Raw genomic sequence first — 21,296 nt, forward strand, 5'->3', positions numbered from 1 at the left:
TTGCTGGATATGATTTTGCTTAGGAGTGTATATTCTATACTGAATAAATTTTATGTCAATTATTTTTTATAGATTTAATAACCAATAACTATCTGGATCAGATGGGCAAAGATGTGGTCCACATTCAACAAATACATTTATTGTATTAGCAAGTGTTAAAGCTAGTATCAAAAATATCGCTATCTTTGTGAATAAATTTAAATTTTTCTTTTTGTCTTCATTTGGAGTAAAGAACCCGCAAATAGTTGCATATATTATGAAAATAATACTTACAATAAAATTCCAAGTATACATATGTAATGAAAATACTGCATCTCCATAATTTCCAGTACCTGGAACAATATGTAAAAGTATTTGTGTCATCGCCATTGCAGCATTTAAAATAGCTACTAATGTTACGAACAAATAGTTCTTATATTTATTACCATGCGACAAGTTTAGTAGTAATCCAAAAGTTAATAAGCTCAGTGACATTCTTTGGAACACACATAAGGCACACGGTAGCTCTTGGAAATAAAGTTGATAATAAAAAGCCATTGCTAATACAATACTTATACCAATAATAGCTATAGAGTCAAATAAATCTAAAATATTATCTTTCATAGCTAGCCTCTTAAAGTTGAATATTTATATATCGAATTGTATGAGGAATAAATACTACTAGTAATAATCCTAAAGATACAAGGAAAAGGGTGATAGCTAACTTATGCTTATTTGTTATTGCAAATATTAAGCTAAGAAATGTTGTTAGAAAGATTAAAAATATCATATTGTCAAACTTTATAAATACTGATGTTAACGAGTATAGTCAAAATTTAACTATAAGTGAAATCGAAATTTCTAAATTATATTATAAGTAAAATTAATATTATGATGATAAGCACACTTAGGGCTATTCAGAATTCATAAATTTAGAGATAAGAAAGGAGGAGAAAAATACAAACTACCAAACAGCCCTAAGTAAAAAACTTTTTAGTATAGTGGAAAATTTTTCTTGAATTTATTGGCTCCCCGAGACGGACTTGAACCGCCGACCAATTGATTAACAGTCAACTGCTCTACCGACTGAGCTATCGGGGAACTTGTGAGGTATTATATTGCTGTTTTGTGATGCTGTCAACATTATTTTTAGTTTTTTTAGGAAAATATGATGTTTTATCACGTTTATATGAATTTGTGTGTGTGATAACATATCATAAGTTTCAAAACATCATATGTTTAAGATAGTAATAGTTAGTATGGAAAATCAAGTTATACAAAGGCAGCAAGAATTAGTTGAAGAATTATCTTTCTTTGAGGATTGGGAAGATAAGTATGATTATGTCATATCGTTGGGTAAGCAATTACCAGAGTTTCCTCAAAATAAAAAAACTGAGGAGAATTTGGTTAAAGGCTGTCAATCCCAAGTCTGGTTCGACAGCAGTATAAAAGATGGTAAGTTACATTTTATAGCTACTAGTGATGCATTGATTGTTTCAGGGTTGATTGGAATGCTATTAAGAGTATATAGTGAAGCAACTCCAGCAGATATACTTAATTCAGATACTGCTTTTATTAAGGAAATTGGTTTTGGCAATAATTTGAGCTCTACAAGAGCTAATGGTCTAAAGTCAATGCTTGGCTATATCTATGCAACTGCACAAGAAAACCAGTAATGAAAATATTAGTTTGTCGCCCTAAGGATGATGCTGATAAGCTTTCACAATTACTAAGATCTAAAGGGTATACAGCTACGAGTTTACCATGTATTAATATAGATTACATTAGAATAGCAAGTTCAGTATTGGGTTATACAAGTTATATATTTACTAGTAAATATGCTGTTGAAAGTTTATTTGCTCAATATAATCCTGAATTGTTTCATGATAAAAAACTCTACAGTGTAGGTCAAAGCACCGCAAAAACTCTAAAAAAATATGGTTTAGATGCTACATATCCACACGATCATGGTTCACAAGAGCTTTTGAAGCTAATCTTGGAAGAAGATGTTTTTGATGATAGTTTTGCGGTTATCTCTGGGGTTTCTGGAAATGAATTGCTTGTCAAAGAAATATCGCAACTAACAAAGTGCGATAAATTTGAAACTTATCAGAGAGTTTTTGAGAGTGTTGCTGCGCTTAGCCAAGCGTATTTAAAATTTATTGATGATGGTATAAATCCTGATGTTATTGTTACCACAAGTATCGATATTTTTAAGTCTCTGAATAGGATTTTTGGCGAAATAGTAGCTCCAAGAGCTGCAATTGTTACCATAACAAGCCCAAAAATGCTAAAATTTGTTAATGAACAAGGCTTTGAAAATACTTTGAAGCTTGAGAAATTAGATAATAACTGTATCTATCAAAAAATACGAGAACATATTGAGGCTAAGAATGTCACAGGAAAAAAATATTCAGCAAGAGCAAACCAATAACACTAATGATAATGTTGCTCAGGAGTCAAATTTAAATAAGAACAAAACGTCATTTAATATCTTTTCTAAAGCAAGCATTGTTGTATCTTTAGTAGCTCTTGGTTTGGCTAGTTATTCTGTTATTGATTTTGAAAGAGGTGATAATAAACTTGGTGCTAATGATCAAGCTTTAACTATCTTACAAAATCAACTTGAATCACTTAAATCAATACAGGCTGAACAAAAAGAGACAATAAAAGATTTAGGTGCTCAAAATGATTTTTTGACAGAGAGCCTTAAAGCTACACAGTCTCAGATTACAACATTAGGTAATCAAGTAGCAGTTCCAACTAAGGATTTGTATCTGCAGATGAGTATAGTTAATATTCAGTCGGCCATTAACTACTTAGTATTAGCTAAAGATGTGGCAATTTTTGATGGTAATGCACAAAAGGCTAATGAACTGGTTGATAGTGCATTTGATAAAATAGAGGCTAGTGGGGTTGCAAATATAAGTGTTAGTGAGCGTCAGAAAGTAAAAGATTCGATAAGAAACTCTCTTTCAAGAAGTGATGTCATTAAGCAGTTTGCTTCTATTCAACAGCAGTTTGGTAAGCTTAGATATATCACTCCTGAGAATGCATCTATGGAGGCTAACACATCCTCTCAAAATAATTATATGAAAATTTTAAATTCTGTAGTTGAAATACAAAGCATACCAGAGAATCAGACTCTTGTTGCAACTAATCAAGCTAAACAAGCTGTTGCAAGTAATTTGTATAACTCATTGATACAGCTACAGAGTGCTATGTATAGTAATGATCAAGATAGCATTGATCAAGCTAAAGATAACCTGATCAATATTGTCGATCGATACTTTGTGCAAGATAGCAATGCAAAAGAGTTGAAGACCAGTATAGAAAATATTAGATCGCAAAATCTTGATGATATTAATAATAGTTTAGATAAGGTGATTAATCAGTTATCTGAGCAGCAAAATAAACTTTTAGTAAAAGAATCGAACTTGGCTAAAACTAATATAAGTATACAAGGAAGTGATAAATGATAAGGATTTTGAAGCTTATAATAGTTGTTGTTCTAGCTACTTTGATTGGTATATGGGCAACTAAAAACCATGGATATATTATGTTAGTGATGGCTGATAAAGCTATCAAAGTAAACTTAGTTGCCTTTGTATTTGTAGTTTTTATACTATTATTCGTATTAGTTTTTGGCTTTAGGGTAATTAAGTTAAGTTTTCAACTTCCATATTTATTATTTAATTGGTTTATTGGTCTATTTACGGTTGATAAACAGGAGAGATTTACAGATTTGCTTGCTGATATGGTTTTGGAAAATAATAGACTAACTAGTAAGCTAAGTATTTCAAATATTTCTAAAATATCTCCAAGACATCTTAAAGAGTATGTGCTTTTTAAGAAGATTTGTATGATTGCTAACACCAAAGATATTAAAGAATTGGATAAAGCTCTTAAACAGATTAATAATAATACAAATGTGTATAAATTTTTTGAGGTATATAAGCTTTATCTTGTACAGAAGTTCTCAGAAGCACGTGCTAAAGTCACTATACTTTTAGAGAAAAATGATTATAGATTTTTACCTAATATTGCAAATTTGTCTGCAAGTATCGCTTTAGCTGATGAGGATGATGTGTTTGCTCTCAAAATTTTAGAAAAATACGATGTTTATCTAAAACAGGACTTGGGTGAAAGATTAATTATCTTAGCATTAAGAAAAGCAAAAGATGTTGATAAACTATCAGATATATATAATAAAGCAGAAACAACTAATACAATAAGTAGAGTATATCTAGAGCAGCTTGTTGACTTTGAAGAAATGGTGTTGGCTGAGAAGTTTGCTAAGAAGCAATTAACTGCAAATAATATCTTGCCAGAAATGCTAAAAATTTATGTCAATGCGTTTAGCATACCAGTGGCTAAATTATCTGAAAAAGTTCTTACTAGAACTAACCATGATTATAATAGTATCCTTATGTTACTAGAACTCGCTGTAGTTAAGTCAGATAATTATAGTTTCAAAATGGCTTACGATTATATTGAAAGGCATACTAAGGAATTACTGACTATCACACAACTAGAAAGATATCATCATATATTGTGTAAGTTTTTTATAAAAAATGGTGATGTGGCTGGTATAGATATCTCAGCAACAAAGTTAGTTTATCAAAATAACTAAAAGGTATATTTAGATGCAAGTTAAAAGATGGTTTTTGAATAACAGCTTAAGAAATTATCAATATTTATTATATGATGAGAATTATGCTATTGTCATAGATCCTCTTAAAGCAGATATATTTGATGAATTTATCAAACAAAATACTTTAAAGCTTGAGGCAATACTTATTACACATAGGCATGGCGATCATATTGCTGGAGTTAAGAAATTGCTTGAGATCTATCCTGATGCTTTGGTGTATGCTTATGCGGATAATGAGCTTTTTAAGCCAAATATTTATGTTGCTGATGGTGATTTTGTAGATTTCGGTTTTACAAGCTGTAAGGTGATGTATACTCCTGGACATATAGATGATCATGTATGTTTCTTGTTTGAGAAAGAGAAGGCTCTTTTCTGTGGAGATACATTGTTTAATGCTGGTGTTGGTGGTGTACATGCGCTTTCGGCTGATGTAAATCAGCTGTATGATTCAGTAGTCAAAATTTCTAGTTTAGATGGAGACATAAAGCCATATCCAGCTCATGACTATTGGCAAAGCAATCTTGATTTTGCACTTAGTATATTGCCTAATGATGAATCTTTTAATTATTATAGAAATCAAGTTGCAGAGCTTGCGGCTGAACATAAACCGGTTGTGAATTTAGCAGAGGAAAGTAAGCTTAATATTTTTATCAGATCTATAAGTGATAAGTCTTTATTACAGGCGTTACCTGAATATCGATTGGGTAGAGAAATGTTTGTTAAGCTTAGAGAGTTAAAGAATAATTTTTAAAGTAGTTTAATTTTTAGGATTCTTATCGTTGGTTGAGTCTTTCGGATCGTTTGTGGATTCATTTTTTGAATCTTTTTTAGTATCTGTAGGTTCTATTTTTGTACGACTAATTTCACGTGGGAAACCACCGTTTAGTCCAATTCTCTGAAGTTTGATTATATCTGGAGCCATAGCGCGCTTGCTATCATAAGGTCCAATATACATTCTAATCCAGTTACCTACGCGCTGAAACTGTGGGTTAAGACCATCTTCTTTCATTTTTTTGACATACCAAGAGGCTTCATCCATATTTCTAAATGAAGCTATCTGATATATGTATGTATATTTGTACTGCACTCTTTGTGCATCAGGTTGAACATCAACTTCTACACTATCATGCTTAAGACTGTTGTAGAATGTAAATACCATTTTTCCGCCACTACCATTCTCAGAGAAGTCTGGTTTTTGATCACTATTTGTCGCATCGGTTTGGGTACTATCATCTTTATTATCTTGAGTTTCTGCTGAATTATTACTTTGATCCACTTGTAGCTCAGCTTTTGCTTTTTCTTCTTCAGCTTTAACTTTTTTTAGATGTTTATTTACAAGTTTAGATGCTACAGCTATTACCAATAAGCATACTACGGCTGCAATTACTATTTTTTTCTTTTTAGATCCTGTAGGTTTTTGTAGTTCTTGGGGATTTTCTTTTGTTGTTTTTTTAGGTATATCTAATCTTGATAGATCTTTCATAAGTGTAATTTTTTTAATAAATCTATTAAACTTTGCTAAGTGTTTAATATCATAATGTTATACTAAAGAAAGATTATAATTAATACTTGGGTAAATATATAGAGTTTTGTTATTAGTTGTAAGAAAAATAGCAGTTTATTGAAATAATTAAGCATGATGACTGCTGAAAACTAATGAATGAACATTATATTTAATTCCTAAGGTATGTGGTAAGTTTTTGGAGTGGATTTCAGCTTACTTTAGCTTATAAATTAGATTAAAAACTTTTAAAAAAAAGAGGATATCAAATGCGTTTGCAGAAAAAAATATTATTGACATCATTATGTTTAGCTACTTTTGCAACAACAAATTTATATGCAACAACAGCAACTGAAGCTACTAAGTTAACTAGTCAAGAGAAGTATGATAACAAAGAGATGCTTATTAGTAATTTAGATTCGTTATTTCCATATCCTACAAAAATAACAGTAGGTAGTGTTTCTCAGAATAAAAGTGGTAGTCTAGTAGCAACTGATATTATGATAATAAGTAATGATCCGAAAAATCCAAATATCAGTATTAATAAAGCTACATTTGCAGGCTTAAAGGCTGGACAAACGGTTAAAAATAATTTTAACATTAAAATCGAAGGTTTAAGTGTAGCAAATTTAGCTACGGCAGTTGCTAATAGTAATGTAGTTAGCTCAAATGCAGATCCAAAAGATCTTGCAAATAATCAAGGTTTATTTGCTATTATGATGAATACTGTTGGTCAAGCAATATACAACCTTGATATTAACTATGACTATAGCAACAGTACTATCAGTTTTGCATTAAATTCGACTATAGGTAAAAAGACATTTATAAAAACAAATGCTAAATTAAAAGATATAGACTTGTCTGGAACTAGTGTTGATATGGACTTCTTAGCAGCATTGATGACAGAGTGTATGAACTCGAAGATACAAAATCTTAGTTTCGATGCAAACTTTTCAGAAGTTTTAAAAGAAATAACAGATAAATATTTAGGAAAAGAGTATAAGCAAGATCCAATATTAGATTTTAATGGTGAATTAGGTAAGAAATCTGGAGAGTTAACATTAAACTTTGATGGAAAGTTAGGTGCTAATAATTATGGTAAATATAATATCGTGATTGATGGCGTAGACTTAAATGATAGTACTATTAATCAAATTATTGATGGTACAAGTAAGGCTTTAGATAATGCATATGTGAAGTCAAATACTGCTGACTCAAAAATCCAACTTAATTTCCAAAAGGACTTTTTCCCTGAGAAATCACCGATAAGACAAGTATTTTCAATACTTGATACTGATAATATTAATATAAAAATTAATTCAGATCGCCAATTTAAGAATAATAAATATAATACTAATTTTGATATACAAGCAGATGGACTAGCAAGTCTAAAAGGTAGTGCTGAAGCGATGGTAAATGACAAATTAAGCTTATTGCCATACTTAGGTGTAGGTGCGCAAGATCAAAAAGATTTATACGATTGTAATAATGAGCTATGTCTAAAAAATGTAAATGTTACATTTGCTAACTATGGTCTACTTGAAAAAATAGCTAGGCTTGCAAATCAAGATCCGAATACGACTCCTCAGCAAATATTAGGCTCATATGGAGCACTGTTACAGCTTTTTGCAGTGCAGCAACAAGATAAATTCTTACAGCAGGTATTATCATCTTTTGCAATGTTTTTGCAGAATCCTAAGAATATAAGTATCCATGCTAAGGCAAATAAGCCCGTTAATGAGATGGCTCTATTAAATATGTTAGCTAATGATGCTAAAACTCTAAAAAGAAATAATCCTATCAAAAATAATGGTAATGTTGATTTAAGTAAGAGCCCTGATGTTAAACTTATAAATAATATTCAAAATCTCTTCAAGATTAGTTTTGATGTTAATCAGAACTAAAAATTAATATTTCTTGAAAATTAAAGCTATATCTCTATTGACAACTTTTGAAAATAAGGTAATATATCACCCTATAAAGCGGGAATAGCTCAGTGGTAGAGCACAACCTTGCCAAGGTTGGGGTCGCGAGTTCGAGCCTCGTTTCCCGCTCCATACTCTTAGGTTTGTGTGGCTGAGTAGCAAAATGGTTATGCAGAGGCCTGCAAAGCCTTGGACGCCGGTTCGATTCCGGCCTCAGCCTCCATTAACTGCCCGGGTGGTGAAATTGGTAGACACAAGGGACTTAAAATCCCTCGGAGCTTAACCTCCGTGCCGGTTCGAGTCCGGCCCCGGGCACCATTTATTACTTTCTTATAGTTTCATTAAATACTTACATAATGTACTTTTACAAATTTATGGTTCCATATGGTTTTATGTAAGGTTATTAAAGACTTGTGTTTAGAGTTATAATACTTTTGAATTTTGTTTTTGATAACTGTACATGATAACTATGAAAAAGATATAATATCAAAAACTTCTAACATTAAAAGAGTTAACAACTCTACCGATTATTACCGCATCAGTTGGTGATTTGATTTCATCATTATTTTGAAATTTTGAGTTTAGTGGCATCAAATATAAGCGGTTATTATCTTTATATAGTAGTTTAACTGTGGCTCCATCGGAGTTTCTAGCAACTACAATTTTATCAACTAAATTTTGAGGACTAATTTCGCTAGGGTCAACTAAAATATTCTCACCTTCGTAAAGAGTATATTTAGCATATTTAGGACTAAGCAGTTGAGATTCTGAAGAATCATAGAGCATACTTTCACCCTGTACTCTCAGTGAAAAACCGTTTTTGGGTACTAGAGAATGAGGAATTTGTAAGTAGTCGATAGGATCTATAATTTCTTGAGATTCGGTAAACTCACCAGCCTGAACATAACTCAATACAGGAACATTAGCAATAGCTACTATAGATGTATCATTAGGATGGTAATTGTCTTCTAACCCTAGTATTCTCATAACCTCTATATGTCCATCATAGGAGGGGCAATTAGTACCAGCAACCCAACCTTTGATAGTGCGATCACTTTTACCAAGTTTTTGGGCCAATTCGACTTGTTTCATGCCTATTCTTTTTAAGGCTGGTTTTAGATCGGTTTTGTAATCAAACATTTCTAATCCTAGATAGAATATTCTATATGTAAGTATATTGATGACAAATTATCAATTCAATAAATTTTTGAAAAATAGTGCAATAATACTTCCCTTTACAGCAAAATTTAGCTACCATTAAAAGTGTGATAAAACTGCACTTTTATAAAATAAGGGAGTTAAAAAAATGATAAGAAAAAGTATTCTAGTAGAAAATCAGGAAATTAAAGATTTATTGTCTGTTATCAAGCAACACTATACATCTGATAATAGAAATACTATACAAGACGTAAGTTTGAACCATGTCGTAAATAGAGTATATAAAGCAGAAGTAAGAAAATATATAGTTGAGCGTTGGCATGCTCTAGAAACTAAAGTTGGGCATCAAGTTACACTTCTAGAAAACAACTATAATAAGAGTATAATCAATAAATTATACAAAAAGTCTCGTGATCTAAATTTTGTGATTAAAACTCGACCTGATGATTCATCAAGAGATTTACACGATTCAATCAAAAAAGTATCTAACATAGATATAGTTATAAGAGAGTTTTCTTTCTCTTAAAGTCTACTTAATTACTTGTTTCTCTAGTACCTTTTTGCCTAAATAAACAGATAGTATAATTATAAACATTCCCACAAGTTGTTGTATTGAGAATGTTTCTCTAAATAGAACATAGCCATATAGCAATGCAAATACTGGACCAATTAGTAAAACCAAAGAACTCATAGCTAATGATATATGCTTAATACGACTAATATATAGTATATTCCCAAGTAAATGTCCAAATAGAGCTATAGCTAATAAAATCGCAATACCTCTAGCGGTAGTTGGAATTATCTGTTCATTGAAAATAAAAGCTAATATAAATAATACAACTGAACCACTTAATGAGGCGATAAACATCATTCTAAAAGTTGAGCAAGAGTCTCTAAGTTTCTTAGAAAAGATAATAAAAAGAGCATAAAATACTGCAGATATAATCGCTAGCCAATTACCTAAAAGGTGTTGAGAGCTTAGACCTGCCTGACTCATAAGAAGTAATAAGCCAATAAATGCTACCAATAAAACTAAATAGTATTTAAGAGAGACTTTCTCCTTGAGAAATATGATAGCTATGAAAGTTGTAATAAATGGGCAAAGGTTAGTTAGAAGACTAGCTTCTGCTATTGATGTATAAATCAGAGAGATACTATAAAAAGCTAAATCTAAAGCTAAGAAAAATCCTGTTAACGCCGCGATATAGAGTGATTTTTTTGATAGTTTTTCTTCATCTTTGGTGATTGCCAAAAATGAATATAAAAATATACAAGGTAGCAAGAGTCTATAACCAAAACTTGCGATAGGACCAACTTCTGAATATCTAATCAATACTGATGCTACAATAAGATTAGAAAGTGCAAATAGTATTATAAAAAAATCTCTATTCATAGTTTTGTCCTAAATAAAATGACTATTAAGCAGATGATATCATGAAATTAGCTAAATACTTGTGATAATTAAATGTAAATACTAGTGTTATCTAAACTTAGAGATTTTAACTTTATGAGATACATGCTAAATTAGCTTTAGAGTTAATTCTTTAAATAAATTTTAAGGTCAAAATCTATGCATATAAGTGAGCGCCGCAAATGGTATATAGGCTTTGCTGTTTTTGTGATAATAGTTCTATTATCTCTTTCATTACTCCACGCATCAATATGGGTCAGTATAGGCTTTATAGCTGTTTTGGCAGTAATTGCAATATATGATACTACCCAAACGAAACACGCAATCTTGAGAAACTTCCCTATAGTTGGGCATATGCGTTTTATACTTGAGTTTATTCGTCCTGAAATTCAGCAGTACTTTATCGCGGATAATGAAAGTGAAAAGCCATTTGGTAGAGAGACAAGATCGACAATCTATCGTCGAGCTAAGGGTCTAAATGACACCGTAGCATTTGGTACGGAAAAAGATATTGATAGAGTCGGTTATGAGTGGGTAACGCACTCGTTAGTACCGAAACATTTGGATGAAGTTGAAACTCGGGTTAAATTTGGTGGTTCTGATTGTAAACAACCATATATGGCATCACATCTGAATATATCAGCGATGAGTTTTGGAGCATTATCAGCTAATGCAATTATGGCTTTGAACAAGGGTGCTAAGCTGGGTGGGTTTTGTCATTGTACTGGTGAGGGTGGTTTGACCAAGTATCATTTACAAGGTGGAGATATTGTATTTCAGATTGGTACGGCTTATTTTGGTTGTCGTACCGAAGATGGTAACTTTTCTGCTGAGAAGTTTGCTGAAAAGGCAAATTTAGATAGTGTTAAGATGATCGAGATTAAGCTATCTCAAGGGGCTAAACCATCTCATGGTGGTGTATTGCCCGCTGCTAAGATAACTCCAGAAATCGCTGAAATCAGAGGGGTATCTATGGGTAAAGATGTCTTATCACCACCAGCACATAGTGCTTTTTCAACACCAATTGAGTTTTGTCATTTTATAAAGCAATTAAGAGATTTATCAAATGGTAAGCCAATAGGATTTAAGCTTTGTATTGGTAGTCATGTAGAATTTTTGGCTATATGTAAGGCAATGCTTGAGACTGGTATTAAGCCTGATTTTATAACTGTAGATGGAGCAGCTGGTGGTACTGGTGCAGCACCTCTAGAATTTTCTAATCATATAGGTATGCCGTTAGAGGACAGCTTGATATTTGTGCATAATGCTTTGGTTGGTTGTGGCTTACGCGATGAGATTCGTATTGTTGCAAGTAGTAAAGTAGCTACTGGTTTTGATATGGTTAGATTATTTGCTATGGGAGCAGATACTTGTAATTCTGCTAGAGCAATGATGATGGCAGTAGGCTGTATTCAATCACGCCAATGTAATAACAATACTTGTCCGGTTGGTGTAGCAACCCAAAATGAGCGTCTTGCAAAAGCACTGGTAGTAGAGGATAAGATGTATCGTGTATACAACTTCCATAAAGCTACAATTAACTCATGCTTAGAAATCGTAGGAGCAATGGGCTTAACATCTACAAATGATATTGGTCCAGAAAATCTCAAAAAGCGTGTATCTGTAAATGAGATTAAGTCATATATTGATTTGTATGATTTTATTCCTGAGAATAGTTTGATAGATGGTAATATGCCAGCTAGTTTTGCAAGATCTTGGGAAAAAGCTCGAGCAGATTCTTTTTAGTTTTTCAAACCGAAATAATAATTTTTTGTCTACTCAATTTGCTAAAATAACTAATATAAATATTCTTGTTAGTTAAATATGGCGTTATACACCTATCCATCAAATAAGCTTGAGTATCTGGTTCAAGTTTTATCTAAACTTCTAGATGTTGAAAAAAAAGATTTGTTCACACCAACACAGCTAATAGTTGGTAGTCGTGGTATGCAACATTGGCTAAGTATGCAATTAGCACAATATCGTAATATTGCGATGAATCTTAAATATGACATGATAAATGGTTATATACTTGATATCTGCTATGAGCTCACAGCAAAACAAGAATATAAAAAAGCATACACAAAAGATATTTTAGCTTGGAGAATTTTTAGAGGTTTAGATAGTATCAATAATCCTAAACTTCAAGAATATTATCAAAATAGCGATCTTAAGAAATATCAACTATCTGTTAAAATAGCCGAGACTTTTTCAAAATATATATCATATCGAAGTGAGTGGTTGCAAAAATGGGCACAGGGCGAGTATATAAATCCTGCTAAACCAGAGAGTGATGAAGATTGGCAAATGCTACTTTGGCAGAAGCTTGTTGAAGATGTCGCTGAAACACCATACAAAGTCCAAGCAGAAGCACTCCAAAAGCTTAATCGACAAAACTTAGAAAAGCTAAATATACCAAGTGATATCTATATATTTGGGGTTAATACTATATCTCCCAAAAATCTTGGCTTTGTATTTGAGTTGGCTAAATATATTGATGTTAATATTTTGTATATTAACCCATGCAGTGAGTATTGGTATGATTTACACAAGAGTAAAATCTCAGCTTGGCTAGATAGTGATGACTATGAGCTTCAACCTCTTTTGGCAAATCTAGGTCAACAAGGTAAAGAGTTTTTTAATCGGCTTTTAGAGAATCAAGAAAAGCAAGAATTAGAAGTTTTTGAAAAGTTTGATAAAAATTCGTTAGATTTTGAGAAACTTGCTGATAATAATCAAACACAGCTAGTAAGCCTACAGCGAAATCTATTGGAACTAGATTGTCAAAACCACGCTAAGCAAAAAGATTTAAGCATCAGTATTAACTCATGCCATAGTCCACTTAGAGAGGTGCAGATTCTACATGATAAACTTTTGGATATGATCAAAGCAGATCTTAGCATTAAGCCTCGAGATATTTTGGTAATGTGTCCAAATATTGAAGATTATTCACCGTATATTGATAGTGTGTTCTCAAGATATCCAACAGATAAAAAGCTCCCTTGTTCTATAGCTGATAGAACGCTACTTGATTCAGAGCCTTTAGCTGCCAGTTTTATTGAGCTTTTGCAATTACCAGAGAGTAACTTTGAGGTTAATAAGATACTAGACTATTTATCGGTTCCAGCAATTCAGCAAAAGTTCAAAATTAGCGATGAGCAATTAGAAACTATTCGCTATTGGTTAAAAGAGTCATGTATCCATCATAGTAATAATGGTCAAACCTTCTCATGGAGTTGGGGACTTAAGAGGTTGATGCTAGGATTTAGCTATAGTGATAGTAACTATATTGTCGATGATAAGCTGATGACTATAGCTGTGATTGAAGGTAGTGAGATTGCCGAACTTGGTGGCTTGTATGAGTTGCTAGAGCTGCTAGAAAAATATTCACAAGAGTTGCTTAAACCAAGAAGTTTAGAAGCATGGCAGGACTATCTTTTGGAGATGTTTGATGATGTCTTTGATGTAACTAATGATGAGCAATATATTGCTAAGAAAATCAAAGATATAATCGTAAAGACAGTCACTACAGCTAAAGATGTATTGCTAACAGAAGAGATTGATTTGTATACAATTAGATATTGTCTGATTTCGCAGTTATCTGAACCAATTATTAATAACCATTTCTTAAATGGTAAAGTAACATTCTGCTCAATGACACCAATGCGTAATGTTCCTTTTAGAGTGATAGCGATGTTGGGTTTAAATAATGGTAAGTTCCCACGCCAAGAATCTGCGATCAGCTTTGATTTGATGGCAAGACTTGGAAGAGTTAAAGGCGATAGAACCAAACGAGATGATGATAGATATTTATTTCTAGAGGCTATTACATCTGCACGTGATTATTTGTATCTTAGTTATATCGGTAGAAGTGTTAAGACTAATGTTGAGCAACAACCAAGTCTAATACTCAAAGAGTTGACTAGCTATTTGGATTTGAATTATGGCTGGGGAAAGGCTGATATTAAAGAATATCCATTACATCCATTTAGTTCCAAATGTTATGCTGATGAATACAGAAGTTATGATGAAGCTTGGTTGAAGTTGTTACAGTCTGAGCCTAAGGTATTTTATGATCCAAAGTTATTAAATAATGGTGTCAATTTACCAAAGAGTTTAAGCATCTTAAAACTTGTCAAAATCTTTGATGATCCTATTAAGGCTTATACAAATTATGGCTTAGAACTATATTTAGAGGATGACTTTGAAGAGCTAGAAGACAGTGAACCATTTGATATCAATAGTTTAGATAAGCATAAATTTAAACAAGATTTACTAAACACTCTTGAGAATGGGAAAGACAAAGAATTAACCATAAAAACAGCTAAGCTAAGTGGTAAGCTTCCAGAATCTGTGCTTACTGAAAATGAGATTAATAAGGAAGTCGAGAATATTCAAAAGTTATTAGGTAAGGCGAGTTTAGCAAATTATGAGTCTAAATATTTGCATAAAGAGATATTAGGATATGAGCTAGAGGCTAATTATCATATCAAAGATAATCAAGTTTTGCTATATACGACTTCAACTTTTGGTATTAAGCATCGATTTGAATTGTATTTGACAGCACTATTAGTGGCATTATCAGGGCAACAAGATATCTCTGCTACTTATGTTTATTTTGATAAAGACAAAAATCAAGCAGATGATGTTACTTTTGCTATAAGTCGTTTAGGTGCAAAAGAGTTATTAGAAAAATATCTCACAAATGCTCAAAAGATAGTATCTAAGCCAAGTTTAGTACATTTAGATTTAGCCAAAGCCATAATGGAATATGTAAAAGAAAACCAGAAAAAAGATGCAAGTCTTGTTGAAAAAACAACTAAGCAAAAGCAACAAGCTTGGGAGAATGTAATTAAGTCTTCAGAGACTAATTACAAAGCATTAGAGAATAATAGTTATTTCAAACTTTTTTATAGTGAGCATCCAAAAATAGAAGACTTTGAGGGTCAGCAAATATATCAAGATTTCTTTGAGGTTATAAATGAAAATAAATAAAAATTTATCCACACCACAGTTATACAAGGATATTTATATTAGCTTTGAAATTGCAATTGCTGCTTGTATATGTTTTTTGTTTGGTTTTTATATGTCAAACCTTTTGCATGGAGGACAGTCGATAATTGGTGGTTTTTGGTGTTTGATTACAGTTTCTACAATTTTACAATTAAGTATTAGAGACTCTTACTCAGCAGCTTTTCAAATTCTTGTGGGCTCTGTAATAGGTGGTATCACAGCATTTATTTTTACATATATTTTGGGTTATCATTATTATGTCATGATTTTGGCTGTGGCAATTAGTGTTCTTATCACAGCGACTCTACATCTTGAGAATGCTATCAAAATGAGTAGTGCTAATGCTGGAGTAATTGTTGCATTAGGACTGTATCAGCCAAGTTATTCACCTTTTCTAAATACTGGTTTACGTTTGATAGAAACATTCAGTGGTACAGCTATAGCATTATTTTTTATATTTATTAGTAGACTTCTTAAAGTAAGAACTGACTAAATATTAAGATTCTCATTATCTAGAATATATACTGTTTTAATTTTCCTAAAATTGTGATTAAATTGTTTGGTTAAGTATTAGCTTTTGTATAGGAAATTTAGAATGAAAAAACTTTTGAAATCAGTGCTGTTGCTCTCAACTGTGTTAGCAGGTTCTGCAATGGCATGTACAGCTATTACACTCAAAGGTAATGATGGAGATGTTGTCGCAGGTAGAACGATGGAGTGGGGTTTCACTTGGGATTGGAGTCTAACATATATTCCAGCGGGTACTTCACATACACTGACTGCACCTGTAGATCTAAATTTACCAGCAAAAACATATTTATCTAAATATTCTGTATTAGGAATAGGATTAGCGATAAATAAAGATAACTTTGCGATACTTGATGGACAAAATAATCAAGGGCTTAGTCTTAGTGCTAATTATCTACCTGGTTTTACTCAGTATCAACAAGTAGACAAAGATGATAAAAATTACGCTTCAATTTTAGAAATAGCAACCTATATTTTAAGTCAATATAATAGTATTGATGAAGCTAAGAAGGGTTTAGAAAACATCAAAGTTTGGAATGATAAGTCAACAGATGTAAATGGAGTGGTTCCAGAACTTCACTTTTTGATATCAGATAAAAGTGGTAGCGCGATAGTCGTAGAGTATGTTAAAGGTGAAGTTCATTTCTATCAGTTAGAATTAGACCTGAAAGTTATGACAAATGCTCCTACTTATGATTGGCATTTAGTAAATATTAGAAACTATCTGAACTTGTCAAATAAGACTGTATCTCGCATGAAACTTTATAATGAGAATGATGTAGTGCCAAATCATACTTATAAAATTGTGGATGCACTAGGTCAAGGCAATGGGTTATTAGGTATGCCTGGTGATTACTCTCCACCATCTAGGTTTATTAGAACAGCAGTATTAGGCTACTATTCTAATAATGATAATATCAAAGATGAAAGTACTCTAAATAGAGTAACTCATATCTTGCATAATGCTGATATACCTAAAGGTGTAGTAGCTGAAAACATAGATGGTAAAACATATTATGATCATACAGTATTTACTAGTATCAAAGATCTAACAAACGATACTGTTTATATAAATATTTATAATAATCCGCTTAATTCAGTATCTATAAATTTAGATACTTTAGATAAGAATCATACAAAAGCTTTTGTTAAAAATATTAAGCAGCTACCATATCCAAAGTCGGATATAACTGATTCTTTGGTATCAGCTTAGAATATAATCTAATATAGTTGCTTAAATTAGAATTTCTCGTGGTTGATTAGTTACTTAATTTTACTATTATAATATTGTCCTTTAATTCAATAGCTCCTTTGTCTGGGTAGATTGGCATATTAGTAGCTAAATATTTTGCTTGTTCTATTTGCTTATGAGTAGGCTGTTGATAATATAAACCTAACCAGTGCATGAAATAGTAGGCTCTATGATTGAGATTACTATCTTGCCATGATTGATCAGGGAAAATATTACTAAAAAGATCTAAATCGTTAGATATATGAAATGGTTGTTTAAGAGTTTCTTTTATAAAATAGTTATTTTCAATATTTTTTGATGCGATAAATACTATAGCAGTATGGTAAGTACGGTTTCCATAAGTATGATAAATATCTTGGTAGATTGATGTTACAATTCTTTCATTGTATTTTTGAGCCATATTTTCACTATATGTTAACTTGGATATTTGATTGAAGTTAATTAGTGAAATAAAAATGCTTATAATAAGGATCAACTTTTTGTATTGAAAGGCTCTGTAGCATACCACAGCCATTAATGCGATGCTAAAAGGAATTGCGAATAAGGTTCTTAGAGGCATTGGAGATAAAAATAGTAACGGCATTAATATCGGTATGATCAAGCCTGCTAATACAAGTAAGAAATTATAAAATCTTATTTTAAATAATAAGCTAATTAGTAAAATAAAGCACAAGTCGTATAGTATGGTAAATTGTGATGTTAGAAGTTGATATAAATAATTAGTTAGTATAACTATACTGTCCCACAATGATTGATTATTTAACCAACCATCAAAAGCTAAGCTTAGATAGTTAGATTTTGGGATAAATAAGTATATGATATGTGTTGTTACAAAGTATGCAATTAAAGCTATAAGTGTTACCACAAAAACTAGTGAAATATGATTGCGAATCGCCTTAGTATTAATATTGGTATTTAATCGACTAACTATCAGAGTAAAAATAGCACCTTCAAGAAAAAGAATTATAAAAGCCTGATATATACCTAATGCTAAATATAGAAATATAATGCTTATAAGAATCGATTTATATCTATTTGAGCTTTTGTAACTTAGGGTTAGGTAATAAAGTGATAGAGCTGAAAAAACAAACCCTAAACCTACAATCATGCTTTGATTAAAGAAACTAAATTGAAAAATATAGATCGGTGATATTAGATAAAATAGTCCAAAAATAACAATTAGTGTCTTGTCAGAGTTTAATTTAGTTATGATTAATATCCAGATTAAATATGAGAAAAATAAAAATATAATTGCAAGCAGAGAGTTGAAATATGGAGTCGGTTCACCTAAAAAGAAGGTGAAAAAACCTAGTATTGGCCTACCTAGTTTTATAAATTGTATATATAACGGATATAAGAAATCACTGTTTCCTATATCGTATGTTGCAAGTTCAGTATCTATTGTGAGGTTCCACGAAAATATAAAGTAAGCATAACTTGCGAAAACAGATATAGCGGTAATTATTACAATATATTTATTTGCTTTGATAGTATCAGATAGTTCTAAAATGAATTGTCTCATAATAAGGATTAATAAGCCCTTACTCGAGGAGTTGCATAATACTACAGTATTTTTTTGGATATGTTAATTTTTTACAATCCAAAAAAGTTATGATTTATTATTGTAAGTATTTGATAGACTCCTAAAAATTTGGATATAAGCATTTTACTTACTATAGATAGTTGGAAAATCTATATGTAAAAGACAGTCGAATTTTTATAGATCACTTATAACCGAGATTATAGAATAACTACTTGGAGAAAAAACAACAGAAAAATGATAATGAGAGTTTTGTTTTTTTGTCATAAATTTTATTGGAATATCCGGAATAATTGAAAAATCCATATTAGAGTATTCTTTTAAAAAATCATTAGAAGCTATATTTAGTTCAAATAATTGACTCTCTTGGCTTTCAAAGGATTCTTTTATCCTTCCGTCAGAAGTAGCATTAGTTACAAAGATCTGCTCATTATTATTTAAAGATCTAAGAGTTACTGTTATTTCAGAAGCATTTTTACCAAAGGTAGAGTCAAGTATATGACATGATATTAAGTTCATAATAAATCCTTATTCAATACTTGCATCATCTCTACGCATAGTCATATCTTCTATCACAGGAGTTATAACACCTTTTGTCAAAACATTTATACATGCTGGTTTATTACTTGCAAAAGCTCTTTCTAAAGCAGGTACGATATCCTGATATTTTTCAACAGTTTCAGCATATCCACCTAGTCCTTCTATCATCTTGTCAAAAGGAATATTTCTAAAATCAGTTGCAAAATGGGCCTTGTTAGGAAACATGCGCTCTTGCTGTTCAGAAATACAATCTAGTCCCATATTATTATCGATAACAACAACTATAGGAATATTTTGTTCAAATGCTACTTCTATCGACATTCCACCAGCCATAAATGCACCATCACCACTGATTACAACAACACGAGCATCTTTGTAGGTATCTTTAGCCGCTATAGCAAAAGGAACTCCAACACCAAGCATACTATAGCTAGAAACATTTAGTATACCTGCTAATTTCTGACCAAAAGCACCTGCTATATTGACGCCAATTTCAGCCCAAAAGTGAGTATTACCACCATCATAAACTAGCCAGTCATTCTCTCCTAGGACTTTTTGAACTTCTAAAGAAAGTCTTAAAGGATGTACTTTTTCATTTGTACCATCTTCTCTACCTGTTTCATTTTCAAACTCAGCTAAAACTTTTTTAGCCCAATCTTTACGATGTTGCTGAATAGAATCTAGCCATTGTGAAGATAGTGTCCACTTGTTATCAGTTTTTAATCTCATTAAGCTAGATAAAAATGCGTTAGGATCACTTAATAAAGAGGAGTCTGCATTTTTATTAAAGATGATTTCTTCATCAGAACCATTTATGCAGATTAGTTGACTTGATTTAGAAAATAGAGGAGGATTACCAAACTCTAAAGTATTATCTAGTACACAGCCTAGAGCAATAATTACATCACATTCTCTAAATGCATAACCAGCGGCTGGATTTTGATGCTCATCTGTAAAGCCTATATATGCTTTAGCATTTTGTGGTAATATTTTTTTGTGCTCAGACATATTAAATACAGGTATATTTAGCTCAGAGCTGACTTCTTCTAGAGCTTTCTCAGCATGAGACCACCATACACCGTGTCCAACTACAAACACAGGTTTTTTTGCATTTTGAATTATCTCTAAAATATTAGCTAATCTTTCAGGATCTGGCCATGCTCTATGAGTTGGTTTATTATGCCATTTGATTGGTCTTTCATCTTTACCAGCATCTTCTGGGAATGACGCAAACATAATATCAACAGGAATACTAATATGAACAGCACCTGGATAACCATTAGTTGCTATAGTCCATGCTCTGTCAACAACTTCTCTAATTCTTAGACCATCTGTTACCATCACGCTATATTTTGTTAGAGGTTCTGCGATTGCAACATCATTTATCTCTTTGAATCCTCCAGCACCTTTTCTTCGTAGTGTACTAGATGATGTTATATATATTATTGGAGTTCTTTCACCCCAAGCCTCAATCATTGCTCCGACAGTATTTGCAAAGCCTTCAGGACCTACAAAGCAAACAGTAGGCTTACGAGTTAGACGACAATATCCATCGGCAAGAAAACCAGCTACCTGCTCGTGTGGACAGTTAATTGTTCTTATATTATATTTCATCATGCCCTCTAGACCAGCATTACAGAATCCTCCAGCTAGAGTAAAGACATTTTCAACACCTTTTTCTTTTAGAATAGATGCTAAGATAGTTCCTCCACGAACATAATTATCAGCCATAAATAATCTCCATATAATATAACGAACCAGACAAGTTTATTTTAACACGTGGATATTTAGCCAA

The 21,296-nt window shown here is 31.8% G+C and carries 18 protein-coding genes and 4 tRNA genes; 14 read left to right on the forward strand and 8 right to left on the reverse strand.

The features are described 5' to 3' along the window. Positions 1 to 66 precede the first annotated feature (66 nt). Entirely contained in the window at positions 67 to 603 is a 537-nt protein-coding gene (locus FTPG_RS04980) for a disulfide bond formation protein B (protein WP_004287334.1), read from the reverse strand. 401 nt (positions 604 to 1,004) lie between these two features. After that, a tRNA-Asn gene (locus FTPG_RS04985) sits at positions 1,005 to 1,080 on the reverse strand. A 158-nt stretch (positions 1,081 to 1,238) separates the two neighbouring features. Here FTPG_RS04985 and FTPG_RS04990 point away from each other — a divergent pair. Genes FTPG_RS04990 through FTPG_RS05010 form a run of 5 tightly spaced genes read left to right on the forward strand, consistent with a single transcriptional unit; the run spans position 1,239 to position 5,384 of the window. Then, positions 1,239 to 1,655, forward strand: coding sequence for a SufE family protein (locus tag FTPG_RS04990; protein WP_035722434.1), 417 nt, complete (start codon positions 1,239 to 1,241; stop codon positions 1,653 to 1,655). Next, positions 1,655 to 2,413 (forward strand): uroporphyrinogen-III synthase, encoded by a 759-nt coding sequence (locus FTPG_RS04995; RefSeq protein ID WP_004287337.1) that lies wholly within the window; start codon positions 1,655 to 1,657, stop codon positions 2,411 to 2,413. Before FTPG_RS04990 ends, FTPG_RS04995 begins: the two co-directional genes overlap by 1 nt. Then, positions 2,373 to 3,458: a hypothetical protein gene (locus tag FTPG_RS05000; protein ID WP_004287338.1), complete on the forward strand. Its 1,086-nt coding sequence runs from the start codon at positions 2,373 to 2,375 to the stop codon at positions 3,456 to 3,458. The genes FTPG_RS04995 and FTPG_RS05000 overlap by 41 nt, the downstream gene beginning before the upstream one ends. Next, entirely contained in the window at positions 3,455 to 4,612 is a 1,158-nt protein-coding gene (locus tag FTPG_RS05005) for a heme biosynthesis protein HemY (RefSeq protein WP_004287339.1), read from the forward strand. The genes FTPG_RS05000 and FTPG_RS05005 overlap by 4 nt, the downstream gene beginning before the upstream one ends. Positions 4,613 to 4,625: 13 nt before the next feature. Beyond that, on the forward strand, positions 4,626 to 5,384 hold the full coding sequence (locus FTPG_RS05010) for an MBL fold metallo-hydrolase (protein ID WP_004287340.1): 759 nt from the start codon (positions 4,626 to 4,628) through the stop codon (positions 5,382 to 5,384). 6 nt (positions 5,385 to 5,390) lie between these two features. On the opposite strand, the gene FTPG_RS05015 is transcribed toward FTPG_RS05010, so the two are convergent. Beyond that, complete coding sequence (locus FTPG_RS05015) at positions 5,391 to 6,116, reverse strand: SPOR domain-containing protein (protein ID WP_004287341.1); 726 nt, start codon at positions 6,114 to 6,116, stop codon at positions 5,391 to 5,393. Between the two features lie 287 nt (positions 6,117 to 6,403). Between FTPG_RS05015 and FTPG_RS05020 the strand changes: the two genes are divergently transcribed. The 4 genes from FTPG_RS05020 (at position 6,404) to FTPG_RS05035 (ending at position 8,377) form a co-directional block, all read left to right on the forward strand. Then, on the forward strand, positions 6,404 to 8,038 hold the full coding sequence (locus FTPG_RS05020; RefSeq protein ID WP_004287342.1) for a hypothetical protein: 1,635 nt from the start codon (positions 6,404 to 6,406) through the stop codon (positions 8,036 to 8,038). Positions 8,039 to 8,116: 78 nt separating this feature from the next. Continuing rightward, positions 8,117 to 8,191, forward strand: a tRNA-Gly gene (locus FTPG_RS05025). Positions 8,192 to 8,208: 17 nt separating this feature from the next. Next, positions 8,209 to 8,282: transfer RNA gene (locus FTPG_RS05030), tRNA-Cys, on the forward strand. A 6-nt stretch (positions 8,283 to 8,288) separates the two neighbouring features. Continuing rightward, a tRNA-Leu gene (locus tag FTPG_RS05035) sits at positions 8,289 to 8,377 on the forward strand. 168 nt (positions 8,378 to 8,545) lie between these two features. Here the strand turns inward: FTPG_RS05035 and FTPG_RS05040 are convergent. Further along, the gene (locus FTPG_RS05040; RefSeq protein WP_004287343.1) at positions 8,546 to 9,199 is read right to left on the reverse strand and encodes a LexA family protein; all 654 of its coding nucleotides are present in this window, start codon (positions 9,197 to 9,199) and stop codon (positions 8,546 to 8,548) included. A 166-nt stretch (positions 9,200 to 9,365) separates the two neighbouring features. On the opposite strand from FTPG_RS05040, the gene FTPG_RS05045 reads away from it, so the two are divergent. Beyond that, positions 9,366 to 9,743, forward strand: a complete 378-nt coding sequence (locus FTPG_RS05045) for a hypothetical protein (RefSeq protein WP_004287344.1) — start codon at positions 9,366 to 9,368, stop codon at positions 9,741 to 9,743. Positions 9,744 to 9,746: 3 nt separating this feature from the next. Here the strand turns inward: FTPG_RS05045 and FTPG_RS05050 are convergent, their stop codons facing one another. After that, complete coding sequence (locus FTPG_RS05050) at positions 9,747 to 10,610, reverse strand: DMT family transporter (RefSeq protein ID WP_004287345.1); 864 nt, start codon at positions 10,608 to 10,610, stop codon at positions 9,747 to 9,749. A 177-nt stretch (positions 10,611 to 10,787) separates the two neighbouring features. Here FTPG_RS05050 and FTPG_RS05055 point away from each other — a divergent pair, with 177 nt between their 5' ends. From FTPG_RS05055 to FTPG_RS05070, 4 genes are all read left to right on the forward strand, one after another. Next, on the forward strand, positions 10,788 to 12,374 hold the full coding sequence (locus tag FTPG_RS05055; RefSeq protein ID WP_004287346.1) for an FMN-binding glutamate synthase family protein: 1,587 nt from the start codon (positions 10,788 to 10,790) through the stop codon (positions 12,372 to 12,374). 78 nt (positions 12,375 to 12,452) lie between these two features. Beyond that, positions 12,453 to 15,623: an exodeoxyribonuclease V subunit gamma gene (recC, locus tag FTPG_RS05060; protein WP_004287347.1), complete on the forward strand. Its 3,171-nt coding sequence runs from the start codon at positions 12,453 to 12,455 to the stop codon at positions 15,621 to 15,623. Continuing rightward, on the forward strand, positions 15,610 to 16,134 hold the full coding sequence (locus tag FTPG_RS05065) for an FUSC family protein (RefSeq protein ID WP_004287348.1): 525 nt from the start codon (positions 15,610 to 15,612) through the stop codon (positions 16,132 to 16,134). The genes recC and FTPG_RS05065 overlap by 14 nt, the downstream gene beginning before the upstream one ends. Before the next feature lie 102 nt (positions 16,135 to 16,236). Next, the gene (locus tag FTPG_RS05070; RefSeq protein WP_004287349.1) at positions 16,237 to 17,382 is read left to right on the forward strand and encodes a choloylglycine hydrolase family protein; all 1,146 of its coding nucleotides are present in this window, start codon (positions 16,237 to 16,239) and stop codon (positions 17,380 to 17,382) included. Positions 17,383 to 17,428: 46 nt separating this feature from the next. On the opposite strand, the gene FTPG_RS05075 is transcribed toward FTPG_RS05070, so the two are convergent. From FTPG_RS05075 to FTPG_RS05085, 3 genes are all read right to left on the reverse strand, one after another. After that, positions 17,429 to 18,943, reverse strand: a complete 1,515-nt coding sequence (locus FTPG_RS05075) for a glucosyltransferase domain-containing protein (RefSeq protein WP_004287350.1) — start codon at positions 18,941 to 18,943, stop codon at positions 17,429 to 17,431. A gap of 195 nt (positions 18,944 to 19,138) precedes the next feature. After that, a complete protein-coding gene (locus tag FTPG_RS05080) occupies positions 19,139 to 19,480 on the reverse strand; it encodes a hydroxyisourate hydrolase (protein ID WP_004287351.1) in 342 nt (113 codons plus the stop codon). A gap of 9 nt (positions 19,481 to 19,489) precedes the next feature. Continuing rightward, entirely contained in the window at positions 19,490 to 21,232 is a 1,743-nt protein-coding gene (locus FTPG_RS05085) for a thiamine pyrophosphate-binding protein (RefSeq protein WP_004287352.1), read from the reverse strand. Positions 21,233 to 21,296 lie beyond the last annotated feature (64 nt).

Source organism: Francisella philomiragia subsp. philomiragia ATCC 25015 (genome assembly GCF_000156715.1).
In the GTDB taxonomy this organism is placed as follows: Bacteria; Pseudomonadota; Gammaproteobacteria; order Francisellales; family Francisellaceae; genus Francisella; species Francisella philomiragia.